Source organism: uncultured Paracoccus sp. (genome assembly GCF_947496875.1).
In the GTDB taxonomy this organism is placed as follows: Bacteria; Pseudomonadota; Alphaproteobacteria; order Rhodobacterales; family Rhodobacteraceae; genus Paracoccus.
The window spans coordinates 1-17952 of the sequence record NZ_CANMEH010000018.1; the positions used below are offsets into that span (position 1 = coordinate 1).

At 69.4% G+C, this 17952-nt stretch carries 20 protein-coding genes; 17 read left to right on the forward strand and 3 right to left on the reverse strand.

The annotated features are described in order from the left end of the window. From Q0938_RS15525 to Q0938_RS15545, 5 genes are all read left to right on the forward strand, one after another. On the forward strand, positions 1 to 729 hold a 729-nt coding region (locus tag Q0938_RS15525), incomplete at its 5' end, for an ATP-dependent Clp protease proteolytic subunit (protein WP_299364171.1). Between the two features lie 3 nt (positions 730 to 732). Beyond that, positions 733 to 1098, forward strand: a complete 366-nt coding sequence (locus Q0938_RS15530; protein ID WP_299364173.1) for a head decoration protein — start codon at positions 733 to 735, stop codon at positions 1096 to 1098. Positions 1099 to 1123: 25 nt separating this feature from the next. Then, entirely contained in the window at positions 1124 to 2137 is a 1014-nt protein-coding gene (locus Q0938_RS15535) for a major capsid protein (RefSeq protein WP_299364175.1), read from the forward strand. Next, positions 2137 to 2448, forward strand: coding sequence for a hypothetical protein (locus Q0938_RS15540; protein ID WP_299364177.1), 312 nt, complete (start codon positions 2137 to 2139; stop codon positions 2446 to 2448). The genes Q0938_RS15535 and Q0938_RS15540 overlap by 1 nt, the downstream gene beginning before the upstream one ends. Continuing rightward, positions 2445 to 3077, forward strand: coding sequence for a DUF6441 family protein (locus Q0938_RS15545; protein WP_299364180.1), 633 nt, complete (start codon positions 2445 to 2447; stop codon positions 3075 to 3077). The genes Q0938_RS15540 and Q0938_RS15545 overlap by 4 nt, the downstream gene beginning before the upstream one ends. Before the next feature lie 93 nt (positions 3078 to 3170). On the opposite strand, the gene Q0938_RS15550 is transcribed toward Q0938_RS15545, so the two are convergent. Further along, positions 3171 to 4172 (reverse strand): HWE histidine kinase domain-containing protein, encoded by a 1002-nt coding sequence (locus Q0938_RS15550; RefSeq protein ID WP_299364182.1) that lies wholly within the window; start codon positions 4170 to 4172, stop codon positions 3171 to 3173. Positions 4173 to 4349: 177 nt separating this feature from the next. On the opposite strand from Q0938_RS15550, the gene Q0938_RS15555 reads away from it, so the two are divergent. The 12 genes from Q0938_RS15555 to Q0938_RS15610 all read left to right on the forward strand — a co-directional run bounded on the left by Q0938_RS15555 (position 4350) and on the right by Q0938_RS15610 (position 16956). Further along, a complete protein-coding gene (locus Q0938_RS15555; RefSeq protein WP_299364184.1) occupies positions 4350 to 4769 on the forward strand; it encodes an acyl-CoA transferase in 420 nt (139 codons plus the stop codon). Positions 4770 to 4888: 119 nt separating this feature from the next. Then, complete coding sequence (locus tag Q0938_RS15560) at positions 4889 to 5830, forward strand: phage tail tube protein (RefSeq protein WP_299364187.1); 942 nt, start codon at positions 4889 to 4891, stop codon at positions 5828 to 5830. Further along, entirely contained in the window at positions 5830 to 6267 is a 438-nt protein-coding gene (locus tag Q0938_RS15565; RefSeq protein WP_299364190.1) for a hypothetical protein, read from the forward strand. The genes Q0938_RS15560 and Q0938_RS15565 overlap by 1 nt, the downstream gene beginning before the upstream one ends. Before the next feature lie 41 nt (positions 6268 to 6308). Further along, positions 6309 to 6494 carry a hypothetical protein gene (locus Q0938_RS15570; RefSeq protein ID WP_299364372.1) on the forward strand — a complete coding sequence of 62 codons (186 nt, stop codon included), beginning with the start codon at positions 6309 to 6311 and terminating at the stop codon, positions 6492 to 6494. Further along, positions 6487 to 8904, forward strand: a complete 2418-nt coding sequence (locus Q0938_RS15575) for a phage tail tape measure C-terminal domain-containing protein (protein WP_299364192.1) — start codon at positions 6487 to 6489, stop codon at positions 8902 to 8904. Before Q0938_RS15570 ends, Q0938_RS15575 begins: the two co-directional genes overlap by 8 nt. Next, positions 8904 to 9524, forward strand: coding sequence for a DUF2460 domain-containing protein (locus Q0938_RS15580; protein ID WP_299364194.1), 621 nt, complete (start codon positions 8904 to 8906; stop codon positions 9522 to 9524). Before Q0938_RS15575 ends, Q0938_RS15580 begins: the two co-directional genes overlap by 1 nt. Beyond that, a complete protein-coding gene (locus tag Q0938_RS15585) occupies positions 9521 to 10405 on the forward strand; it encodes a DUF2163 domain-containing protein (RefSeq protein WP_299364197.1) in 885 nt (294 codons plus the stop codon). The genes Q0938_RS15580 and Q0938_RS15585 overlap by 4 nt, the downstream gene beginning before the upstream one ends. Further along, positions 10402 to 10836, forward strand: coding sequence for an NlpC/P60 family protein (locus Q0938_RS15590; protein WP_299364200.1), 435 nt, complete (start codon positions 10402 to 10404; stop codon positions 10834 to 10836). Before Q0938_RS15585 ends, Q0938_RS15590 begins: the two co-directional genes overlap by 4 nt. Before the next feature lie 10 nt (positions 10837 to 10846). Next, positions 10847 to 14815 carry a glycoside hydrolase/phage tail family protein gene (locus Q0938_RS15595; protein ID WP_299364202.1) on the forward strand — a complete coding sequence of 1323 codons (3969 nt, stop codon included), beginning with the start codon at positions 10847 to 10849 and terminating at the stop codon, positions 14813 to 14815. Between the two features lie 10 nt (positions 14816 to 14825). Next, positions 14826 to 15902 (forward strand): DUF2793 domain-containing protein, encoded by a 1077-nt coding sequence (locus tag Q0938_RS15600; RefSeq protein ID WP_299364204.1) that lies wholly within the window; start codon positions 14826 to 14828, stop codon positions 15900 to 15902. A gap of 19 nt (positions 15903 to 15921) precedes the next feature. Continuing rightward, positions 15922 to 16209, forward strand: a complete 288-nt coding sequence (locus tag Q0938_RS15605; protein ID WP_036708271.1) for a DUF6127 family protein — start codon at positions 15922 to 15924, stop codon at positions 16207 to 16209. Between the two features lie 72 nt (positions 16210 to 16281). Continuing rightward, positions 16282 to 16956, forward strand: coding sequence for a D-Ala-D-Ala carboxypeptidase family metallohydrolase (locus tag Q0938_RS15610; RefSeq protein ID WP_299364209.1), 675 nt, complete (start codon positions 16282 to 16284; stop codon positions 16954 to 16956). A 162-nt stretch (positions 16957 to 17118) separates the two neighbouring features. Here the strand turns inward: Q0938_RS15610 and Q0938_RS15615 are convergent, their stop codons facing one another. Together Q0938_RS15615 and Q0938_RS15620 are read right to left on the reverse strand one after the other, a co-directional pair. Further along, entirely contained in the window at positions 17119 to 17439 is a 321-nt protein-coding gene (locus Q0938_RS15615) for a DUF1330 domain-containing protein (protein ID WP_299364213.1), read from the reverse strand. Then, the gene (locus Q0938_RS15620; protein ID WP_299364216.1) at positions 17436 to 17846 is read right to left on the reverse strand and encodes a hypothetical protein; all 411 of its coding nucleotides are present in this window, start codon (positions 17844 to 17846) and stop codon (positions 17436 to 17438) included. Before Q0938_RS15620 ends, Q0938_RS15615 begins: the two co-directional genes overlap by 4 nt. Positions 17847 to 17952 lie beyond the last annotated feature (106 nt).

Here is a 17952-nt window from a genome sequence, read left to right on the forward strand (position 1 = left end):
ATCCATGATCCCGCCGGTCTCGTGATGGGCACGGCCTCTGACATGCGGGCCATGGCCGAGGCGCTGGACAAGGTGGGTGGCAGCCTCGCTGCCGGCTATGCCGCCAAATCGGGCCGCTCGATCGAGGAGATTGCGGCGCTGATGGCTGCCGAGACTTGGCTGGATGCCAGCGAGGCGCTGGCGCTCGGCTTTGCCGACCGGCTTGCCGAACCGGTGCGGATCGCTGCGCGCTTCGATATCGCGCGCTTCCGCAACGCGCCGCCGGCGCTGGCAGAAGCGATCGCGGCTGGAACCGACAGCGGCGACGACAACGATGGTGACGACAACGACGGCGCCGGCACCGATGCCGCCGAGGCCGCCGGCGGGGCCGAGGAGAGCGATGGGGCCTCTGGCGCCGGGGAAGAAGAGATCGCCGGGACCGACGCCCAACAGCCGCCGGTCGAGACGCCAGCGCCCGGGGGCGCACAACCCGATCCCGCGGCGATCCGCGCCGAGGCCATCACCCACGCCCGCGCCGTCGTCGATCTCTGCCGTCTTGCCGGACAGCCGCAGATGGCCGGCCGCTTTCTGGAAAGCGATGCGGACCTCGACAACGTCCGCGCCGCACTGCTCGCCGCGAAAGCCGAGGCCGAGCCCGAGATCGCCGGCCATCACGCGCAACCGGGCCGCCCATCGAGCACCCGCCCCTGGGGCGAGATCGTCGCCCGCACCTTCAGGCTGAAAGGATGACCCATGACCACGCTCACCGAGACCCCGCATCCCGGCGGCTTCCTCGTCTGGGAGGCGTTCCGCGACTACACCCGCGAGACCATCACTGTTGCAACCGGCACCCTCGACCCCGGCACCGTGCTCGGCAGGATCACCGCCTCCGGCAAATACGCCGCCTACGATCCCGCGGCCGTCGACGGCACCGAGACCGCCGTCGCGGTGCTCTGGGGCAAGGCCGACGCCTCGGTCGGCGATGCGCTCGCCGTCGCCGTGGTCCGCGGCCCCGCCATCGTCAACCGCCATGATCTCGTCTTCGCCGGCACGCCCAGCGCCCCCGAGATCGCCGCCGCCCATACGGCGCTCCTCGCCGCGGGCATCCTCGTCCGCTGACCCAGAACCGACCGGAGGCATTCCCATGGCGACCATGGACATCTTCGAAGGCGATGCCTTCACCATCATCGAACTCACCCGCGCGCTGGAAAACATCCCCTTCCGGCCCGCGATCCTGTCGGGCGCCGGCCTGTTCTCGCCGCGTGGGGTGCGCGCGCGCACCGTCGTGATCGAGAGCCGCGACGGCACGCTGTCGCTGATCCCGTTCTCCGAACGCGGCGCGGCCTACGAGAGCCAGGTGCCCGAGCGGCGCGAGATGCGCGCCTTCGTGTGCCGGCAGTTCAAGAAGCAGGACGTGCTCTGGGCCTCGGAAATCCAGGGCATTCGCGACTTCGGCTCGGAGAGCGCGGCCCAGCAGGTGCAGAGCGAGGTCGCGCGCAAGCTCGGCCGCCTGCGCCAGGATGCCGAGGCCACGTTCGAGTACCACCTGCTGAACGGCATCCAAGGCATCGTGAAGGACCCGAAGGACGGCGCGACGGTGATCAGCTACTTCACCGAGTTCGGCATCACGCCCGCCGCCGAGATCGACTTCGACCTCGACAATGCAACCCCGACCTCGGGCGCGCTCCGGAAGCGGTGCCAGGCTCTGATCGAAGACGTCGAGGCGTCGATGGGCGGCCTGGCTGCCGGCGCCATCCAGGTTCGTGCGGAATGCGGCTCGGCCTTCTTCGCCGATCTGGTGGCGCACAAGGAGGTGCGCGAGACCTATCTCAACACCGCCGCCGCGGCCGATCTGCGCGGCCGGGTGGCCGACGAGGTCAGCTTCGGCGGCGTCACCTTCCGCCGCTACCGGGGCGGCGCGGGCTTCGGCGTGCCGACCGACAAGGCCTTCTTCTATCCCGAAGGTGTCGAGGGCCTGTTCGAGATCTGTCACGCCCCCGCCGACACCTTCGAGACGGTGAACACGCTGGGTCTGCCGCTCTACGCTCGCACCATCCCGGACCGGGACCGCGACGAATGGGTGCGGCTCGAGATCGAGAGCAATCCGCTGCCGATCTGCACCCGCCCGCAGGTGTTGCGCTCGGCGCGGCGGACGTGATGTCCGCTTTCGCCGCCGCTGTCGACACGCTCTTCGCCGACCCGAACATCGGCCGGGATGCGGTCTACATCGCCGAGGCGGGCGCGCCCGTGCTGGTGCGCGTCGTCGCCCGGCGCGCCGACGCGATCACCGAGTTCGGCGATGCGAGGCTCTGGTCGGAAACCACCCGGTTCGACCTGCGCGTTGCCGAGGTGCAGCAGCCGCGCCCCGGCGACCGGATCGAGATCGACGGCGAGGCTTTCCTCGTCCAAGGCGAGCCCCTCCGCGACCGTGAGCGGCTGGTCTGGACCGTCAATCTGAGGCCTGCGTGAAGCTCGGCATCAACATCGTCGGCGATATCGGCCGGATCGTGGAGGCCGAGACCCGCGCGGGTGAGAAAGCCGTCACCACGGCGATGCGCGACGCCGGAACGGGCCTGAAAGCAGCCTGGCGCGCGCAGATCACCGGCGCCGGCCTCGGGGCGCGGCTCGCCCGGACCATCCGGTCCGAGCAGTTCCCGAAAGGCCGTGCCAGCCTGAACGCCGCGGCGCTCGTCTGGTCGAAGGCGCCGGTGATCGTCGGCGCGCATGACACCGGCCCGCTGATCCGCTCGAAAGACGGCTTCTGGCTGGCGATCCCCACGGCCGCGGCCGGTAAGTCCCTCCGCGGCGGCCGGATCACCCCCGGCGAGTGGGAGCGCCGCACCGGCCTGCGTCTGCGCTTCGTCTATCGGCGCAGCGGACCGAGCCTTCTGGTAGCAGAGGGGCGGCTGAATACGAAAGGCCGCGCGGTGGCGTCGCGCTCGAAGACCGGCCGGGGGCTCACCACCGTCCCGATCTTCCTGCTGGTGCCACAGGTCAGGCTGAAGAAGCGGCTGGACCTCGCGCGGGACGCGGAGCGGGCGCGCGATGCGGTGCCCGGGCTGATCGTGGCGAACTGGGTGGAAGGGCAGACTGGCTGATGGCCCGCACTGGCTGTTCGCCTCCGGCGATCCCGTGGTGCTTCAACGTTAGCTGATCGCTCACTGGGCAACGTCAGCTTTTCGGCCGGTGCTTCAGCTTGACAGCTGTTCGCCACCGATCAGGAGGGTCACAATCAACCCGCTTTCGCACCAGTCGTAAGAGATCGAACCTCCAAGCTGATGCTCTATTGTCTGGCGTATCAGTTCGCTTCCGTAGCTGTCACCGGCTTCCGGAGCGGTCACCTCGGGCCCACCATCCTCTGACCAGACGATCTGTATATCATTTCCATTCGAGGATCCCGATATGTCAAGCCTGCCGCTTTCGACTGAAAGCGCGCCGTACTTCAGCGAATTCGTGGCAAGCTCATGCACCACGAGCGCGAGGCCGGTTGCCGCGGCCTCGCCGATGCCCATGCGAGGCACAGCCACCCTGATGCGGCCTGCAAAGGCACCGTCATCATCGTAGGGCGCCAGCAGCACGCTGAACAGATCCCCCATAAGAGCTGCCTTGCCCTGGCTGTCGGGCAAGGGGCGCACAAGATCATGGGCTCTGCCCAAGGCTATCAGCCTTTGTGTCAGCTGTTTCGACATGTCATCTATGGAGGTCGAAGTGCGCGAGGTGATCTTGGTCAGCCCTGCCGCGATCGCGAGCAGATTCTTCACCCGGTGGCTCATTTCTCCCGCCAGCAGTTCGTGGCCCTCCTCGGCCTGCTTCCGACCGGTGATGTCGATGAAGATACCCGTCATGGAGCGCCCGACGATGCCGACATCGCTGCCTTGCCCACGTGCGGAAATCCACCGGACGTCAGGCCCCACGCGGGTTCGAAAATCTATTTCATAGGCGCCCGTGACCGCGCGAGTTGCCGTGAAGGCTTCCCTGACGCGGTCCATGTCGGCGGGGTGGATCTTTTCCGAAAGCCTCTCGAACGTCAGTTCCTCCCCTGGTGGAATATCCCACAGCTCATACCCATGCGGATCCATGGCCAGACTGTCTGTATCGACATTCCACGACCAAAGCGCCACGCCGGCCGCGTCGATGGCGCGACGAAGGTCCTCATATCCCCATTCAGGGTCACTAAGTTTGCTGGATGACACCGGATTTCCTGTTGATCTGAGTGATCGTGCTCTGTTTGCCGAGTTGGACATAAATCGAGATCAAGGCCAACTGATCAGACCGCATCGCATCCGTTCGCAGCCGACTATGCTTGTCCAGGGGTGGCCCAGGGTCGGCTTTGAAGTCGTAGGTATCATTCCGTTACAGGTCCTGGAACCATGCCCAGCTCCCGCGAAACCATCCTCGCTGCGCTGCATGCGCGGCTCGTGGCGCTGCCCGCCACCGCCATGCGCGGCGAGGTGCTGCCCGAGCGCGTGCCCGCCGCAGGCCTCCTGATCCTGCGCGACGGCGAGCCGGGGGAGCCAGAGGTCACGCTGTCGCCGCTGCGCTACCACTACCAGCACCGCGCCGAGATCGAGGCGGTCGTGCAAGGCGCCAACCTTGACACGGCATTCGACACGCTGACCGCCAGCATCGGCGCGGCGATAGCCGCCGACCGGACTCTGGGCGGCCTCTGCGACTGGGTCGAGGCGGAAGCGCCACGTCCCGTAGACCTGCCGGTCGAGGGCGCGGCCAGCCTGAAGGCGGCGGTGATCCCGGTCATTCTACATTACTCTGTCCCGGACCCGCTTGGCTGACGCCGCCGTGAGGGCGGGTGCTGCGTTCGGCGGGACGACAGTCCACTGGACTGTCGCCTGATCCGCCTTACTCCACGGCCGACCAGCTGGCCTGACCCAACCGCCCACAGGAGACGAACATGGCACGAGCCCAGGGGGCGCGGGCGCTGATGGCGCTTGCGTTCGAGACGACCTATGGAACGCCGCCCGCCAGCGGCTTCACCCGCATGCCCTTCGCCAGCACGTCGCTCGGCGCCGAGCAGCCGCTGCTGAACTCGGAGCTGCTGGGCTATGGCCGCGATCCGTTGGCGCCGATCAAGGACGCGGTCACGGCCGACGGCGATGTCGTGGTGCCGCTCGACGCCGAGGCCTTCGGCTTCTGGCTGAAGGCGGCCTTCGGCATGCCCACGAACACCGGCGCGGAAGCGCCGTACACCCACGAGTTCCAGTCGGGGTCCTGGACGCTCCCCAGCATGTCGATCGAGACCGGCATGCCGGAGGTGCCGCGCTATGCGATGTACTCGGGCTGCGTGCTCGACCAGATCACCTGGCAGATGCAGCGCTCGGGGCTGCTGACGGCAACGGCGCGGCTGGTCGCGCAGGGCGAGACGGTCGGGACCACGACGAGCGCGGGGACACCGGCCGCGCTGGAACTGAAGCGCTTCGGGCATTTCAACGGGGCGATCACGCGCAACGGCTCGGCACTCGGCAACGTGGTCTCGGCCGAGATCACCTATGCCAACAACCTGGACCGGATCGAGACGATACGCTCGGACGGCCGCATCGACGGTGCGGACCCGTCCATCGCGGCGCTCACCGGCCGGATCGAGGTGCGCTTCGCCGACCAGACGCTGGTGACGCAGGCCATCAACGGCGAGGCCTGCGAGATGGAATTCGCCTACGTCCTGCCGTCCGGCGAGAGCTTCACCTTCACCGTGCACGCCGTCTACCTGCCGCGCCCGCGCATCGAGATTTCCGGGCCGCAGGGCGTGCAGGCGACCTTCAACTGGCAGGCCGCCCGCGACAGCGTCGTCGGCCGGATGTGCACCGCCACCCTCGTGAACGACGTGGAGACGTATTGATGCTGACGCTCGACCTGACCAATGCCCCGCGCTGGCATGACCTCGCGCCCGGCGTCCGGGTGCAGCTGCGCCCGCTGACCACCGCCCTGATGGTGGCGACCCGCGGCGACCCCGCGGTCGAGGCGGTGCCCGAGGAGACGTCCGACGAGGAGCGCGCCGTCGCCTTCGCGAAGGCACTGGCGCGGCGGGCGGTGCTCGCCTGGGACGGCATCGGCGATGCCGAGGGCACCCCCATCGATCCGAGCCCGGCAGCAATCGACGCGCTGCTCGACATCTGGCCGATCTTCGAAGCCTTCCAGCTGACCTATGTTTCCAAGGGCCTGCTGCTGGATGCGGAAAAAAACGCCTCCGCGCTCTCGCCGAATGGTCCTTCGGCGGGGGCGACCGCTACTGCGAAGCCTGTGCGCAAGCCTGTCCGGACTGCCCGACGCGGCTGAACCAGCCGCTCACTCATGAAGGCTGGCAGGTCTGGGACTTGGTGAGCCGCCTCGGCGGTCAGGTCCGCGTGCTGCCCGGCGCGGTGATCGGCTGGGACATGGCGGCGGCGCTCGCGCTCGGAGACGCCCTTGGCGTGCCAGCCCTCGCCACGGCCGAACTGCTGCCCGTGATCGAGGCGGTGATGGTCGCCAAACTCAACGAACAGATGGATCACTCCCATGGCTGAGAAGAGGGTCAGCGTCCGCCTCGCGGCCGTGGGCGGACGGCAGGTGCGCGCCGAGCTGGAAGGCGTGGGCGAAGCCGGGTCGCGTGGCTTCGGACGACTGAGCCGGGAGATGGAGGCGGCGAATGCCCGGCTCGCGGCCTTCTCGCGGCGGGTGCGGGTGGCCGCAGCCGCTGCCGTCGCCGCTGCCACGGCCGCCGGTGTCGCCATGGTCCGATCCGGCCTGCAGACCGTCGATGCACAGGCGAAACTCGCGCAGTCGCTCGGCACCACGGTCGCCTCGATCCAGACGCTTGAGCGCGCGGGCGAGCTGGCGGGCGTCTCGATGTCCGGCATCGAGCAGGCGACCAAAGATCTGACGCGCCGTCTCAGTCAGGCGGCCGCCGGGACCGGCCCCGCAGCCGATGCGCTGGACCGGCTCGGGCTTTCGGCCAACGAGCTGATCGCCCTGCCGCTGGACCAGCGCGTGGGTGCGATCAACGCTGCCATCGAGAGCTTCGTGCCCGCCGCCGAACGTGCGGCTGTCGCTGGGCAGCTCTTCGGCGAGGAAGGCTCCATCGCCATGTCGCGGATCGACACCGCTACGCTGCGCCAGGCGACCGAGGACGTCCTCGCTTTCGGAGTCGTCGTCTCCGAGCAGGATGCCGACCAGATCGAGCGCACCAACGACGCGATCTCGCGGCTCGGGCTGATCTGGCGCGGGCTGTCGAACCAGCTGGCGGTCGCAGCAGCCCCCGCGCTGGAAGCCGTCGCCAACGCCATGGCGGCGGTCGCCAGCCGCACCGGACCGCTGGGCATCGCCATTCGCGGCCTCTTCGACAACATCGGTCGCCTGACCACCTATGCCGCCACCTTCGCGGCCTTCCTCGCGGGCCGCTGGGTGGCTGGCATGGCCGCCGCCGCGCTCTCCGTCCGCGGTCTCGCCACGGCGCTCGTCGTGCTGCGCGGCGCGCTGATCCGCACCGGCATCGGCGCGCTGATCGTCGGCGCGGGCGAGCTCGTCTACCAGTTCACCCGCCTCGTCTCCGGCGCGGGCGGCTTCGGCGAGGCGATGTCGCTCCTGAAGGACCTCGCGGTCGAGGTCTGGGAACGCATCAGGATGGGCGCCGCAGCGGCGGGCGCAGCCGCCACGGCGATGTTCTTCGACCTGAAGGCCGACGCCGCCTCGGGCATGCAGAGCGCCATCGAGAGCGTGGTGAGCTTCGGCAACACCGCCGCGAACACCTTCGAGGGCGCTTACGAGGCGATCAAGGCGGTCTGGGGCCTGCTGCCCGCCGCCATCGGCGATCTGGCGTTCCAGGCGGCCAACAGCCTGGTCGACGGCGTCGAGGCGATGCTGAACGGCGTGGTCTCGCGCATCAACGGCTTCATCGACGGGATCAATCAGGGGCTGGAAGCGCTCGGGTCGGAGCGCCGCATCTCGCTGGTGCCCGACCTCGACCTCGGCGAGATCGAGAACCGCTTCGAGGGCGCGGCCAGCGCTGCCACGACAGCGGCGCAGGCGGCTTTCGACCGGGCCTTCGAGGACAACCCGCTCACCGCGCCCGACCTCGGTCTGACCGAGGCGGCAAATCGGGCGCTCGAGTCCGCGAACCTCTATCGCGGCGCGGCCAGCGATTTGGCGGAAGCCGCCCGCGCGCCGCTCGAAAGCTGGCAAGCCCTGCGCGATGCCGTGCGTGGCACCGACGAGGCGAGTGCCGATGCGCTGACCGAGGCTACCGGTGCGGCCGAGCGGCTGGAGACGGCGCTCGGCGATGCCGGACGCGCCGCGACGGGTGCAGGCGCGGCGGCCGGAGCTGCCGCCGCTGCAGTGGAGCCCGCGACCGAGGCTGCCGTCACGGGCTGGCAGGCGGTCACGGCGGCGCTCTCCGACTATGCCAGCAAGGCGCGCGAGATCGGCGGCGATATCGGCCAGAGCCTCGTCGGGGCTTTTCAGTCGGCCGAGAACGCCGTCGGCCAGTTCGTGAAGACCGGCAAGCTGAACTTCCGCGATCTGGTGACGTCGCTCCTGGCCGATCTCGCCCAGCTGGCGGCGCGGCGGTTCATCCTCGGGCCGATCGCCAATGCGCTCTCCGGCGTGTTTGCCGGGGCGGGCGGCATCTTCGCCAACGTCCTGCATGCGGGCGGCATGGTGGGGTCTGCGGGGCCCTGGCGCATGGTCCCGGCCATTGCCTTCGCCGCCGCGCCGCGAATGCATGGCGGCGGCATGGCCGGGCTTCGTCACGACGAGGTGCCCGCGATCCTGCAACGCGGCGAACGGGTGCTGTCGCGGCGCGAGGCGCAGAGCTACGGCGCAGGCGGCGGGGTCAACATCACGATCATGGCCCGCGACGCCGAGAGCTTCCGCCAGTCCCGCACACAGGTCGCGGCGGACATCGCCCGCGCCGTCTCGCTCGGGCGGAGGGGCATGTGATGGCGTTCCACGAGGTCCGGTTTCCCGACAACATCAGCCGGGGCGCGCGGGGCGGGCCGGAACGGCGCACCCAGATCGTCGAGCTCGCTTCGGGCGACGAGGAGCGCAATGCGAGCTGGGCCAACTCGCGCCGCCGCTACGACGTCGCCTACGGCATCCGCCGCGCTGACGATCTGGCGGCGGTGGTCGCCTTCTTCGAAGCGCGGAACGGTCGCCTGCACGGCTTCCGCTTCAAGGACTGGGGCGACCACAAGTCCTGTCTACCCTCTGGCACGCCGTCGCCCACCGATCAGTCGATCGGCACCGGCGACGGCACTGCGTTCCAGCTGGTGAAGCGCTACGCCTCCGGCGCGCAATCCTGGACGCGCGCCATCGCGAAGCCGGTAGCGGGCACCGTGCGCATCACGCTCGACGGGGTGGAGCAGCTCTCTGGCTGGTCGGTCGACACCACGACAGGTGTCGTCAGCTTTGGCGCGGCACCGGGCGCAGGCGTCGCGATCACCGCGGGCTTCGAGTTCGATGTGCCGGTCCGCTTCGACTCCGATGCGCTCGACGTGACGCTCGACCTCGAGCGGCTCGGCTCGATCACCTCCATTCCGCTACTGGAACTGCGCCGATGAAGTCCCTCGATCCCGCCCTGCAGGCCCATCTCGACGAGGGCACGACCACGCTCGCCTGGTGCTGGCGGATCACGCGGGCCGACGGCGTCACCTTCGGCTTCACCGATCACGACCGGACGCTCAGCTTCGACGAGACCGACTTCGAGCCCGAGAGCGGGCTGACGGCCTCCGAGGTCCGTTCCGGCTCGGACCTGTCCGTCGATGCGCAGGACGCCGAAGGCGTGCTGACCTCCGACCGGATCACCGAGACCGACATCCTGGACGGCCTCTGGGACAACGCGGAAGTCGAGGTCTGGCGGGTGAACTGGGCCGACACGAGCCAGCGCGTGCTGATGCGGCGCGGCGCTATCGGCCAGATCCGGCGCGGGCGGCTTGCCTTCGTCGCCGAGGTCCGCTCGCTCGCCCATGTGTTGGGCCAGACGGTCGGGCGGACCTTCCAAGCGACCTGCGATGCCGAGCTTGGCGACGCACGCTGCGGGGTCGATCTGGAGGACCCCGCCTACAAGGGCACGGGCGCGATGATCGATCTTCTGCGCGACCGGGCCCTCACCGCCTCGGGACTCGGCGGCTTCACCTCCGGCTGGTTCACCTTCGGCACGTTGGACTGGACGAGCGGCGCGAACGCGGGGCGGCGCACCGAGGTGCTGGGCCATGACGTGACCGACGGCATCGCCGTGCTGACCCTGCTCGAAGCGCCGGTGCGCGCGATCGCCGAGGGTGACGGCTTCACCATCCGCGCGGGCTGCGACAAGCGCATGGAGACCTGCGGGGCGAAGTTCGCCAACACCGCCAATTTCCGCGGCTTCCCGCACATCCCCGGCCAGGATGCCGTGCTTCGCTACGCCACCAAGGATGGCGGGCACGAGGGGTCGGTGCTGTGACCTCCGCCGATCCCACCCGCGTCATCGCCATTGCGCGGTCCTGGCTCGGCACGCCGTATCATGATCAGGCCAGCCTGCGCGGTGTCGGCTGCGATTGCCTCGGGCTGGCGCGGGGCGTCTGGCGCGAGGTCGTCGGCCCCGAGCCGTTCCCGATCCCGCCCTACAGCCGGGACTGGGGCGAGACCGGGCCGCGCGAGGTTCTGGCCGAGGGCGCACGCCGGATGATGATCGAGGTGTCGCCCGCCGAGGCAGGTCCCGGCGCGCTGGTTCTCTTTCGCATGAAGCCCCGCGCCATCGCCAAGCATGTCGGGATCCTGACCGGTCCCGCCACCTTCCTCCATGCCTACGAGCGGCTCGGCGTGATCGAGGAGGCGCTAACCCAATCCTGGCGGCGGCGCCTCGCTTTCGCTTTCCTGTTCCCGCAACGCTGAGACCCCGACCATGGCCACCCTCGTTCTCGGCGCGGCCGGCGCCGCCATTGGCGGCAGCATCGGCGGCGCGATCCTCGGCGTGAGCGCCGCGACCATCGGCGGCTTCATCGGCTCCAGCATCGGCTCTGTCGTCGACAGCTGGATCATCTCGTCGCTGGCGCCCACGCAGCGCATCGAGGGCGCGCGGCTCGACACGCTGCGCATCACCTCCGCCACCGAGGGCGCGGTCATTCCGCGGCTCTACGGCCGCATGCGCATGGGCGGCAACATCATCTGGGCGACCGATTTCCGCGAGGAGACGAAGACCACCACGCAAGGCGGCGGCAAGGGCGGCGGCGGGGGCGGCAAGGTCAAGACGACCGAATATCTCTACTACGCCTCCTTCGCGGTCGCGCTCTGCGAGGGGCCGATCACCGGCATCGGGCGCATCTGGGCCGACGGCAAGCCGATGGACCTCTCCGGCGTCACCTGGCGCTGGTATCCGGGCGACGAGGCGCAGACCGCCGATCCGTTCATCGCCGCGAAGATGGGTGCGACCAGCACACCCGCCTATCGCGGCACGGCCTATGTGGTCTTCGGGGAGCTGGCGCTCTCGACCTATGGCAACCGCCTCCCGCAGCTGTCCTTCGAGGTGTTCCGGCCGCTTGCCGATCCCGACACCGCTGAGGGGCTGACCCGCGCCGTCACCATGATCCCGGCCTCGGGCGAGTTCACCTACGCCAGGCAGGCGATCCGCAAGACCGATGGCGGCGTGACGGTGCCCGAGAACCTGAACGCGCTGGCCGACTCCACCGACATGGTCGAAGCGCTCGACCGGCTGCAGGCGATGGCCCCGGCTGTCGAGAGCGTCAGCCTTGTCGTCGCCTGGTTCGGCGACGATCTGCGCGCGGGATCCTGCAAGGTGCGGCCGGGCGTCGAGGTCTCGGCCAAGTCGACCACGCCCGCCAGCTGGTCGGTGAACGGCGTGAGCCGCGCCAGCGCCTTCCTCGTCAGCCGGGATGCAGAGGATCGTCCGGTCTATGGCGGCACGCCGTCGGACTTCGCGGTGGTGCAGGCGATCCAGGAGATGAAGGCGCGCGGGCTGCGCGTCACCTTCTATCCGTTCATCCTGATGGACGTGCCGCCCGGCAACACGCTGCCGAACCCGTATTCCGACAACGCCGCCGAGACGGGCCAGCCCGCGTTCCCCTGGCGGGGCCGGATCACCTGTTCGCCTGCGGCGGGTTTCGCCGGAACCGTGGACAAGACGGCGACGGCCGCAAGTCAGGTCGCGGCGCTGTTCGGCGCGGCGACGCCCGCGAGCTTCAGCGTCTCGGGCGAGAGCGTGAGTTGGATCGGACCCTCCGGCGACTGGGGACTGCGCCGCATGGTGCTGCACTACGCCCATCTCTGCGCGGCAGCGGGCGGGGTGGACGCCTTCCTGATCGGCACCGAGATGCCGGGGCTGACCACGATCCGCTCGGGCGCCAGCACCTATCCCGCCGTGCAGGCCTATCGGGATCTGCTCGTCGATGTGCGGTCCATCCTCGGGTCCGGGACGAAGATCGGCTATGCCGCCGACTGGTCGGAGTATTTCGGGCATCAGCCGGGCGACGGCTCGGGCGACGTGTTCTTCCACCTCGATCCGCTCTGGGCCGATCCGGAGATCGATTTCATCGGCATCGACAACTACATGCCGCTCTCCGACTGGCGGGACGGATTCGACCATGCCGATGCGGCCGAGGGCTGGCCCGCGATCTACGACCGGGCCTATCTGCAGGCGAACATCGCGGGCGGCGAAGGCTTCGACTGGTTCTACGCCAGCGCGGCCGATCGTTCGGCACAGATCCGGACCGCAATCACCGACGGCGCCGCCGACAAGCCGTGGGTCTTCCGCTACAAGGATGTGCGCGCCTGGTGGGCGAACCCGCACTATAATCGCCCGGGCGGGGTGGAGGTCGGGACGCCGACGGCATGGGCGCCGCAGTCGAAGCCGATCTGGTTCACCGAGTTGGGCTGTCCCGCCATCGACCGGGGCACCAACCAGCCCAACGTCTTCTTCGACCCGAAGTCCTCGGAGAGCTTCACGCCGCATTTCTCGCGGGGCTGGCGCGATGACGCCATTCAGCGCGCCTATCTCGAGGCGACGTATCTCTGGTGGGGTGAGGCCGCAAACAATCCGGTGTCCTCGGTCTACGGTGGCCGGATGGTGCACGTCCCCGAATGCGCCGCCTGGACCTGGGACGCGCGGCCCTATCCGTTCTTCCCGGCGCTGACCGACGTCTGGACGGACGGCGCGAACTGGCGGCTTGGGCATTGGCTGACGGGGCGGCTCGGCGCGGTGTCGCTGGCCGCACTGGTCCGGCACCTATGCCTGCGCGCGGGGCTGCCCGAGTCCCGGGTCGACGTCTCCGGCCTCTGGGGTGCGGTCGAGGGTTACGCCATCACCGCGCTGGAAAGCCCGCGCGCCTCGATCACCACACTGTCGCGGCATTTCGGGTTCGACGCCGTCGAGACCGAGGGCGTGATCCGCTTCGTCATGCGCGGCCGGGCGGCGGTGGCGAGCCTCTGCCCCGACGATCTGGTCGCGGCCCGCGAAGGCGATGTCCTCGAGCTGACCCGCGGCCAGGAGACCGAACTGCCGCAGGCGCTGAAGTGGCAGGTCGCCCGCGCCGACGAGGATTACGACGCGGCCCTCGTCGAGGCGCGGCGCGTCACCGTCGACACGACGCGGATCGCGTCCGAGTCCTTCGCGATGGCGGTGCCGCCCGAGGAGGCCGAGCGCCGCTGCCGCCGCGCGTTGATGGAGGCGTGGGTGGGTCGCGAGACGGCGGCGTTCCGTCTGCCGCCGTCGCGCTTGGCGCTCGATCCGGCCGATGCGATCCGGCTCGCACATGACGGGCGTCTGGTCGACCTGCGGCTCGTCTCCATCGCCGACGCCGAGGCGCGCGGCATCGAGGCGGTCCGCCAGGATCGCGCGACCTACGATCTGCCGCCCGGCGATCCCCGCGCAGCCTCACTGACCCGGGCCGTGGTGTTCGGCGCGCCGGATGCGGTGCTGATGGACCTGCCGCAGCTGACCGAGGATCAGCCCGCACATCGGCCGCTGGTCGCAGCGCACGCGGATCCCTGGCCGGGTGAGATGGCTGTGTTCCGCAGCCCCTCGACGGATGGCTTCGAGCTGCTGACCACGTTCGGCAGCCGCGCGCGGATCGGGGCGCTGGTCTCTGACCTCTACGCGGGCCCCACGTCGCGCTTCGACCTCGGCAATGCGTTGGTGGTCGACCTGCTGACCGGCACTCTCGAAAGCGTCACGGACCTGACACTGTTCGGAGGGGCAAATGCGCTCGCCATTGAGAGCACGTCCGGCACCTGGGAGATCGTCCAGGCGGGCGCGGTCGAGTTGCTGGCGCCTGGCCGGTATAGATTGACGCGGCTCCTGCGCGGTCAGCGCGGCACCGATGGCGCGATGGGCAGCCCGGCTCCGGCAGGCGCGCGGGTGGTCGTGCTGGACACCGCGCTGGCGTCCCTGCCCATTGCCGAGGCCGATCTCGGCATCCCGTGGAACTGGCGCATTGGTCCGGCGAGCCGACCGGTCAGCGACGAGACCTATGTCGCGCAGGCCTTCACGCCCGAAGGCATCGGGCTGCGGCCGTTCTCGGTCGCCCATGTGGAGCAGCCGTGGCGCAAGGCGCGCAGTCCCGGCGATCTGACGATCCGCTGGACACGCCGGTCCCGGGCACTCGCTGCCGACAGCTGGGGCGGGCTCGAGGTGCCGCTGGCCGAGGAACTCGAAGCCTACGAGGTGGAGATCCTCGACGACGCAACGGTGCAGCGGGTGCTCGTCAGCACAACCACCAGCGCGGTCTACACGGCCGCCCAGCAGACCGCCGACTGGGGTGCGCCGCTCGGTCCCGGCGACACGCTCGACATCCGCATCTTCCAGCTCTCCGCCCTCGTGGGGCGGGGCGCGCCGAAAACCGTCACGCTCACGATCTGAAGGCCATCCCATGTCCGACGCCACGACCCATCTGCTGCTGCCCTACATCCTGGCGGCGCAGGCCCAGAAGCACGTCACCCACAACGAGGCGCTGAGGATCCTCGACGGGCTCGTGCAGCTCTCCGTCCTCGACCGGGACCTGACCGCGCCACCCGGAAGCCACGCCGACGGCGACCGGTACATCGTCGCCTCCGGCGCAATGGGCGACTGGGCAGGCTGGGACCTGAGCGTCGCGCTCTGGACCGATGGCGCCTGGCTCCGACTGCCGCCGCGCAACGGCTGGCGGGCATGGGTCGAGGACGAGGGACTGCTGCTGGTCTACGACGGCGCGGGCTGGGTCGGGACCACGCCAGCCGCGCTGCAGAACCTTGCGCTGCTGGGGCTCGGCACTACGGCGGATGCGTCGAACCCGTTCTCGGCCAAGCTGAACGCCGCGCTCTGGACCGCGAAGACCGTGGCCGAGGGCGGCACCGGCGATCTCTTCTACACCATGAACAAGGAGGCCGCCGGAGACGACCTCGGCCTGACGCTGCAGACCAACTTCGTGACCAAGGCGCTCGTGGGGCTCTTCGGCTCTGACCGCTTTCGCCTCTCGGTTTCCGCCGACGGCAGCACCTTCTTCGACGGGCTGAGCGTCGACAACGCGAACGGCATCGTCGACCAGCCCCGGCTGCCCCGCTTCAAGGCGTACACGAACTACGACAACTACGTCGGTGTCGGGACCTGGACGAAGATCGGCCTCAACAACACCGACTACAACGATCAGGGGGCTTTCGACGCCGCGAACAACCACTTCGTGGCCCCGATCGACGGCACCTACCTCTTCGGCGCGACGCTGCTCTACAAGATCAATGCCAGCGCCACGGCCCGCATGCGCGGGCGGCTCGTGCTGAACGGCACGACCGAAATCCGCGGCTCCCTCGGCGAAATCTCCGCCACCCACGTCTCGCTCGCCACCGCGATCTGGCTGCAGACCATGGTGCCGCTCACCGCGGGCGATACCGTCGAGCTGCAGGGGTACTTCCGGGTCGCGGACGGCTATTTCGCCGCCGTGCACACGTCCTTCTGGGGCTGCAAGATCGGCTGAGCGGCGAAAGGAGGATCCGATGAACCCACCCCGATCCGAGGGCTTCGTGCGCATGCCCGACGCCGAGTTCGAGGCGATCCTGACGCGGGCGGCCGAGGAAGGCGCGAAACGCGCGCTCGCCGATGTCGGCCTCGACGGCGACGAGGCGGCCCTCGACATCCGCGATCTGCGCTCCCTGGTCGACTGCATCCGGCTGGTGCGCCGCACCGCGATGCAGACCGCCGTCCGCATGATCACCACCGGCGTCATGCTGGCGCTGCTGGCGGGCATCGCCATCAAGCTGAAGATCTTCGGCGGCAGCCCGTAGCCGCTCCCCACTCCCGTCATCAGCCCAACCGCACCCGCCCTCGTGGCGGGCTTTTTCGTTTCTGGAGACCCCATGACCACGACCTTCCACAGCCATTGGCGCGACGTGCCTGAGGGCACTTGGCGCTGGCCGAACTTCAGCCCGGCCGAAATCGCATGCCGGGGCACCGGCAGGTTGCTCGTCAACGAGACGGCCCTCGACAAGCTGCAGGCACTCCGTGACCGGCTGAGGAAGCCGCTCATCGTCCGCTCGGCCTATCGCAGCCCCGAGCACAACCGCGCCGTCGGCGGCGCGACCCGGTCGAAGCACCTCGACGGCGCCGCCTTCGACATCGCCATGGCGAACCACGACCCGGCAACATTCGAGGCGGCGGCGCGCGAAGTCGGGTTCCTCGGCTTCGGCTTCTACCCGCGCTCAGGCTTCATCCACGTCGACCTCGGCCCCGCGCGTCAGTGGGGCGAGCGGTTCCCGGTCCGGGCGACGGCATTTGCTGCCGAGACGCCGCCCGCACGCGAAGTGCTGGCCGAGAGCCGCACCATGAAGGGCGGTGGCGCGGCCGGTCTGGCGACGCTGGGTGTCGCGGGTGTCGAGGTGGCGCAGAGCGTCCTCGCCGAGACCCAGACCGCCATCCTGCCGCTGGTGCCTTATCTCGATACCCTGCGCTGGGTGTTCATCGCGGTGGCACTCGGTGGCATCGCGGTCACCATCTATGCCCGCCTCGATGACTGGAAGCGGGTGCGGCGGTGATCGCCCGGCTGCTCACCGGGATCGCCACGAGCCCGTGGTTGCGGGCAACGCTGCGCCATCCAGGACGATTTGAAGACGCTCGCGGCTTGATCCTGCACGACGGGGGCAAGCTTGGGCTGTCGACGGGAAGCAACGTCTGCTCGCCCCCGTCGATGGGCAGACTCATCTCAGTATGTCCGTCGCCCGGTGCTCCGGTCCGACGCCGTCGATCAGGTAGATCGCCCCCTCGGCCCCGTCGCGGCGAAGGGGAACGATCTTCTGGTAGGCGGCCGAGGCATACCAGTTGCGGGCGGCTGCCACGTCGGGGAAAGCGATGACGATCAGATCGTGATCGCTCTCGCCCTCTAGCATCTCTTTGCGGCCCCCGTACACCATGAACTCGCCCCCATAGGGGGCGAGCGTGGCGTCGATGCGGGCGAGGTAGTCGCGGATCCCTCGGGTGATTTCGGCCACTCGCAACTCTCCGATGGCATAGGCGGTCATTGGGCCACTCTCCGCGTCGGGGCTGGATGCGCCCGGCGGTCTGCCGCGTATTCCGCCACTCCGAGCGCGGCGACCACCGCACCCTGGCCGAGGAGGAAGAGCCAGCCCAAGAGGTTGGGCTGGATCAGGCCCAGCAGCGGAAGTGCCAAGCTGACGAGGGCCCAGAGGCCGTTGCCAGCGACAATTACGCCGGTCATCCAGTGCGGCGTCGGCGCTTGGCGGCTGGCGATAGCCATGAAGGCGGCGGTCGGCAGCAGGAGCAGTCCGGCCCACCATAGAAGGCCGGCGGGTATCTGGGTCAGCCCGGCGATGGGGTCGGCGGCGGCGAGCAGCAGGGCACCCATGGCGGTGCAGGTCAGGCCGTCGAAGGCGAGGAGGCGCGGCAGCGCCGGGGTCTTCAGTATCATTGGTCTATCTCCATTGTCGCGCCGGTGAGGGATCGGCATGGCTCGAAGATGGGCAAACCAAGGGGCGTAGGCGATTACCCCATAGGTAATGGAATTCCCAATTCCG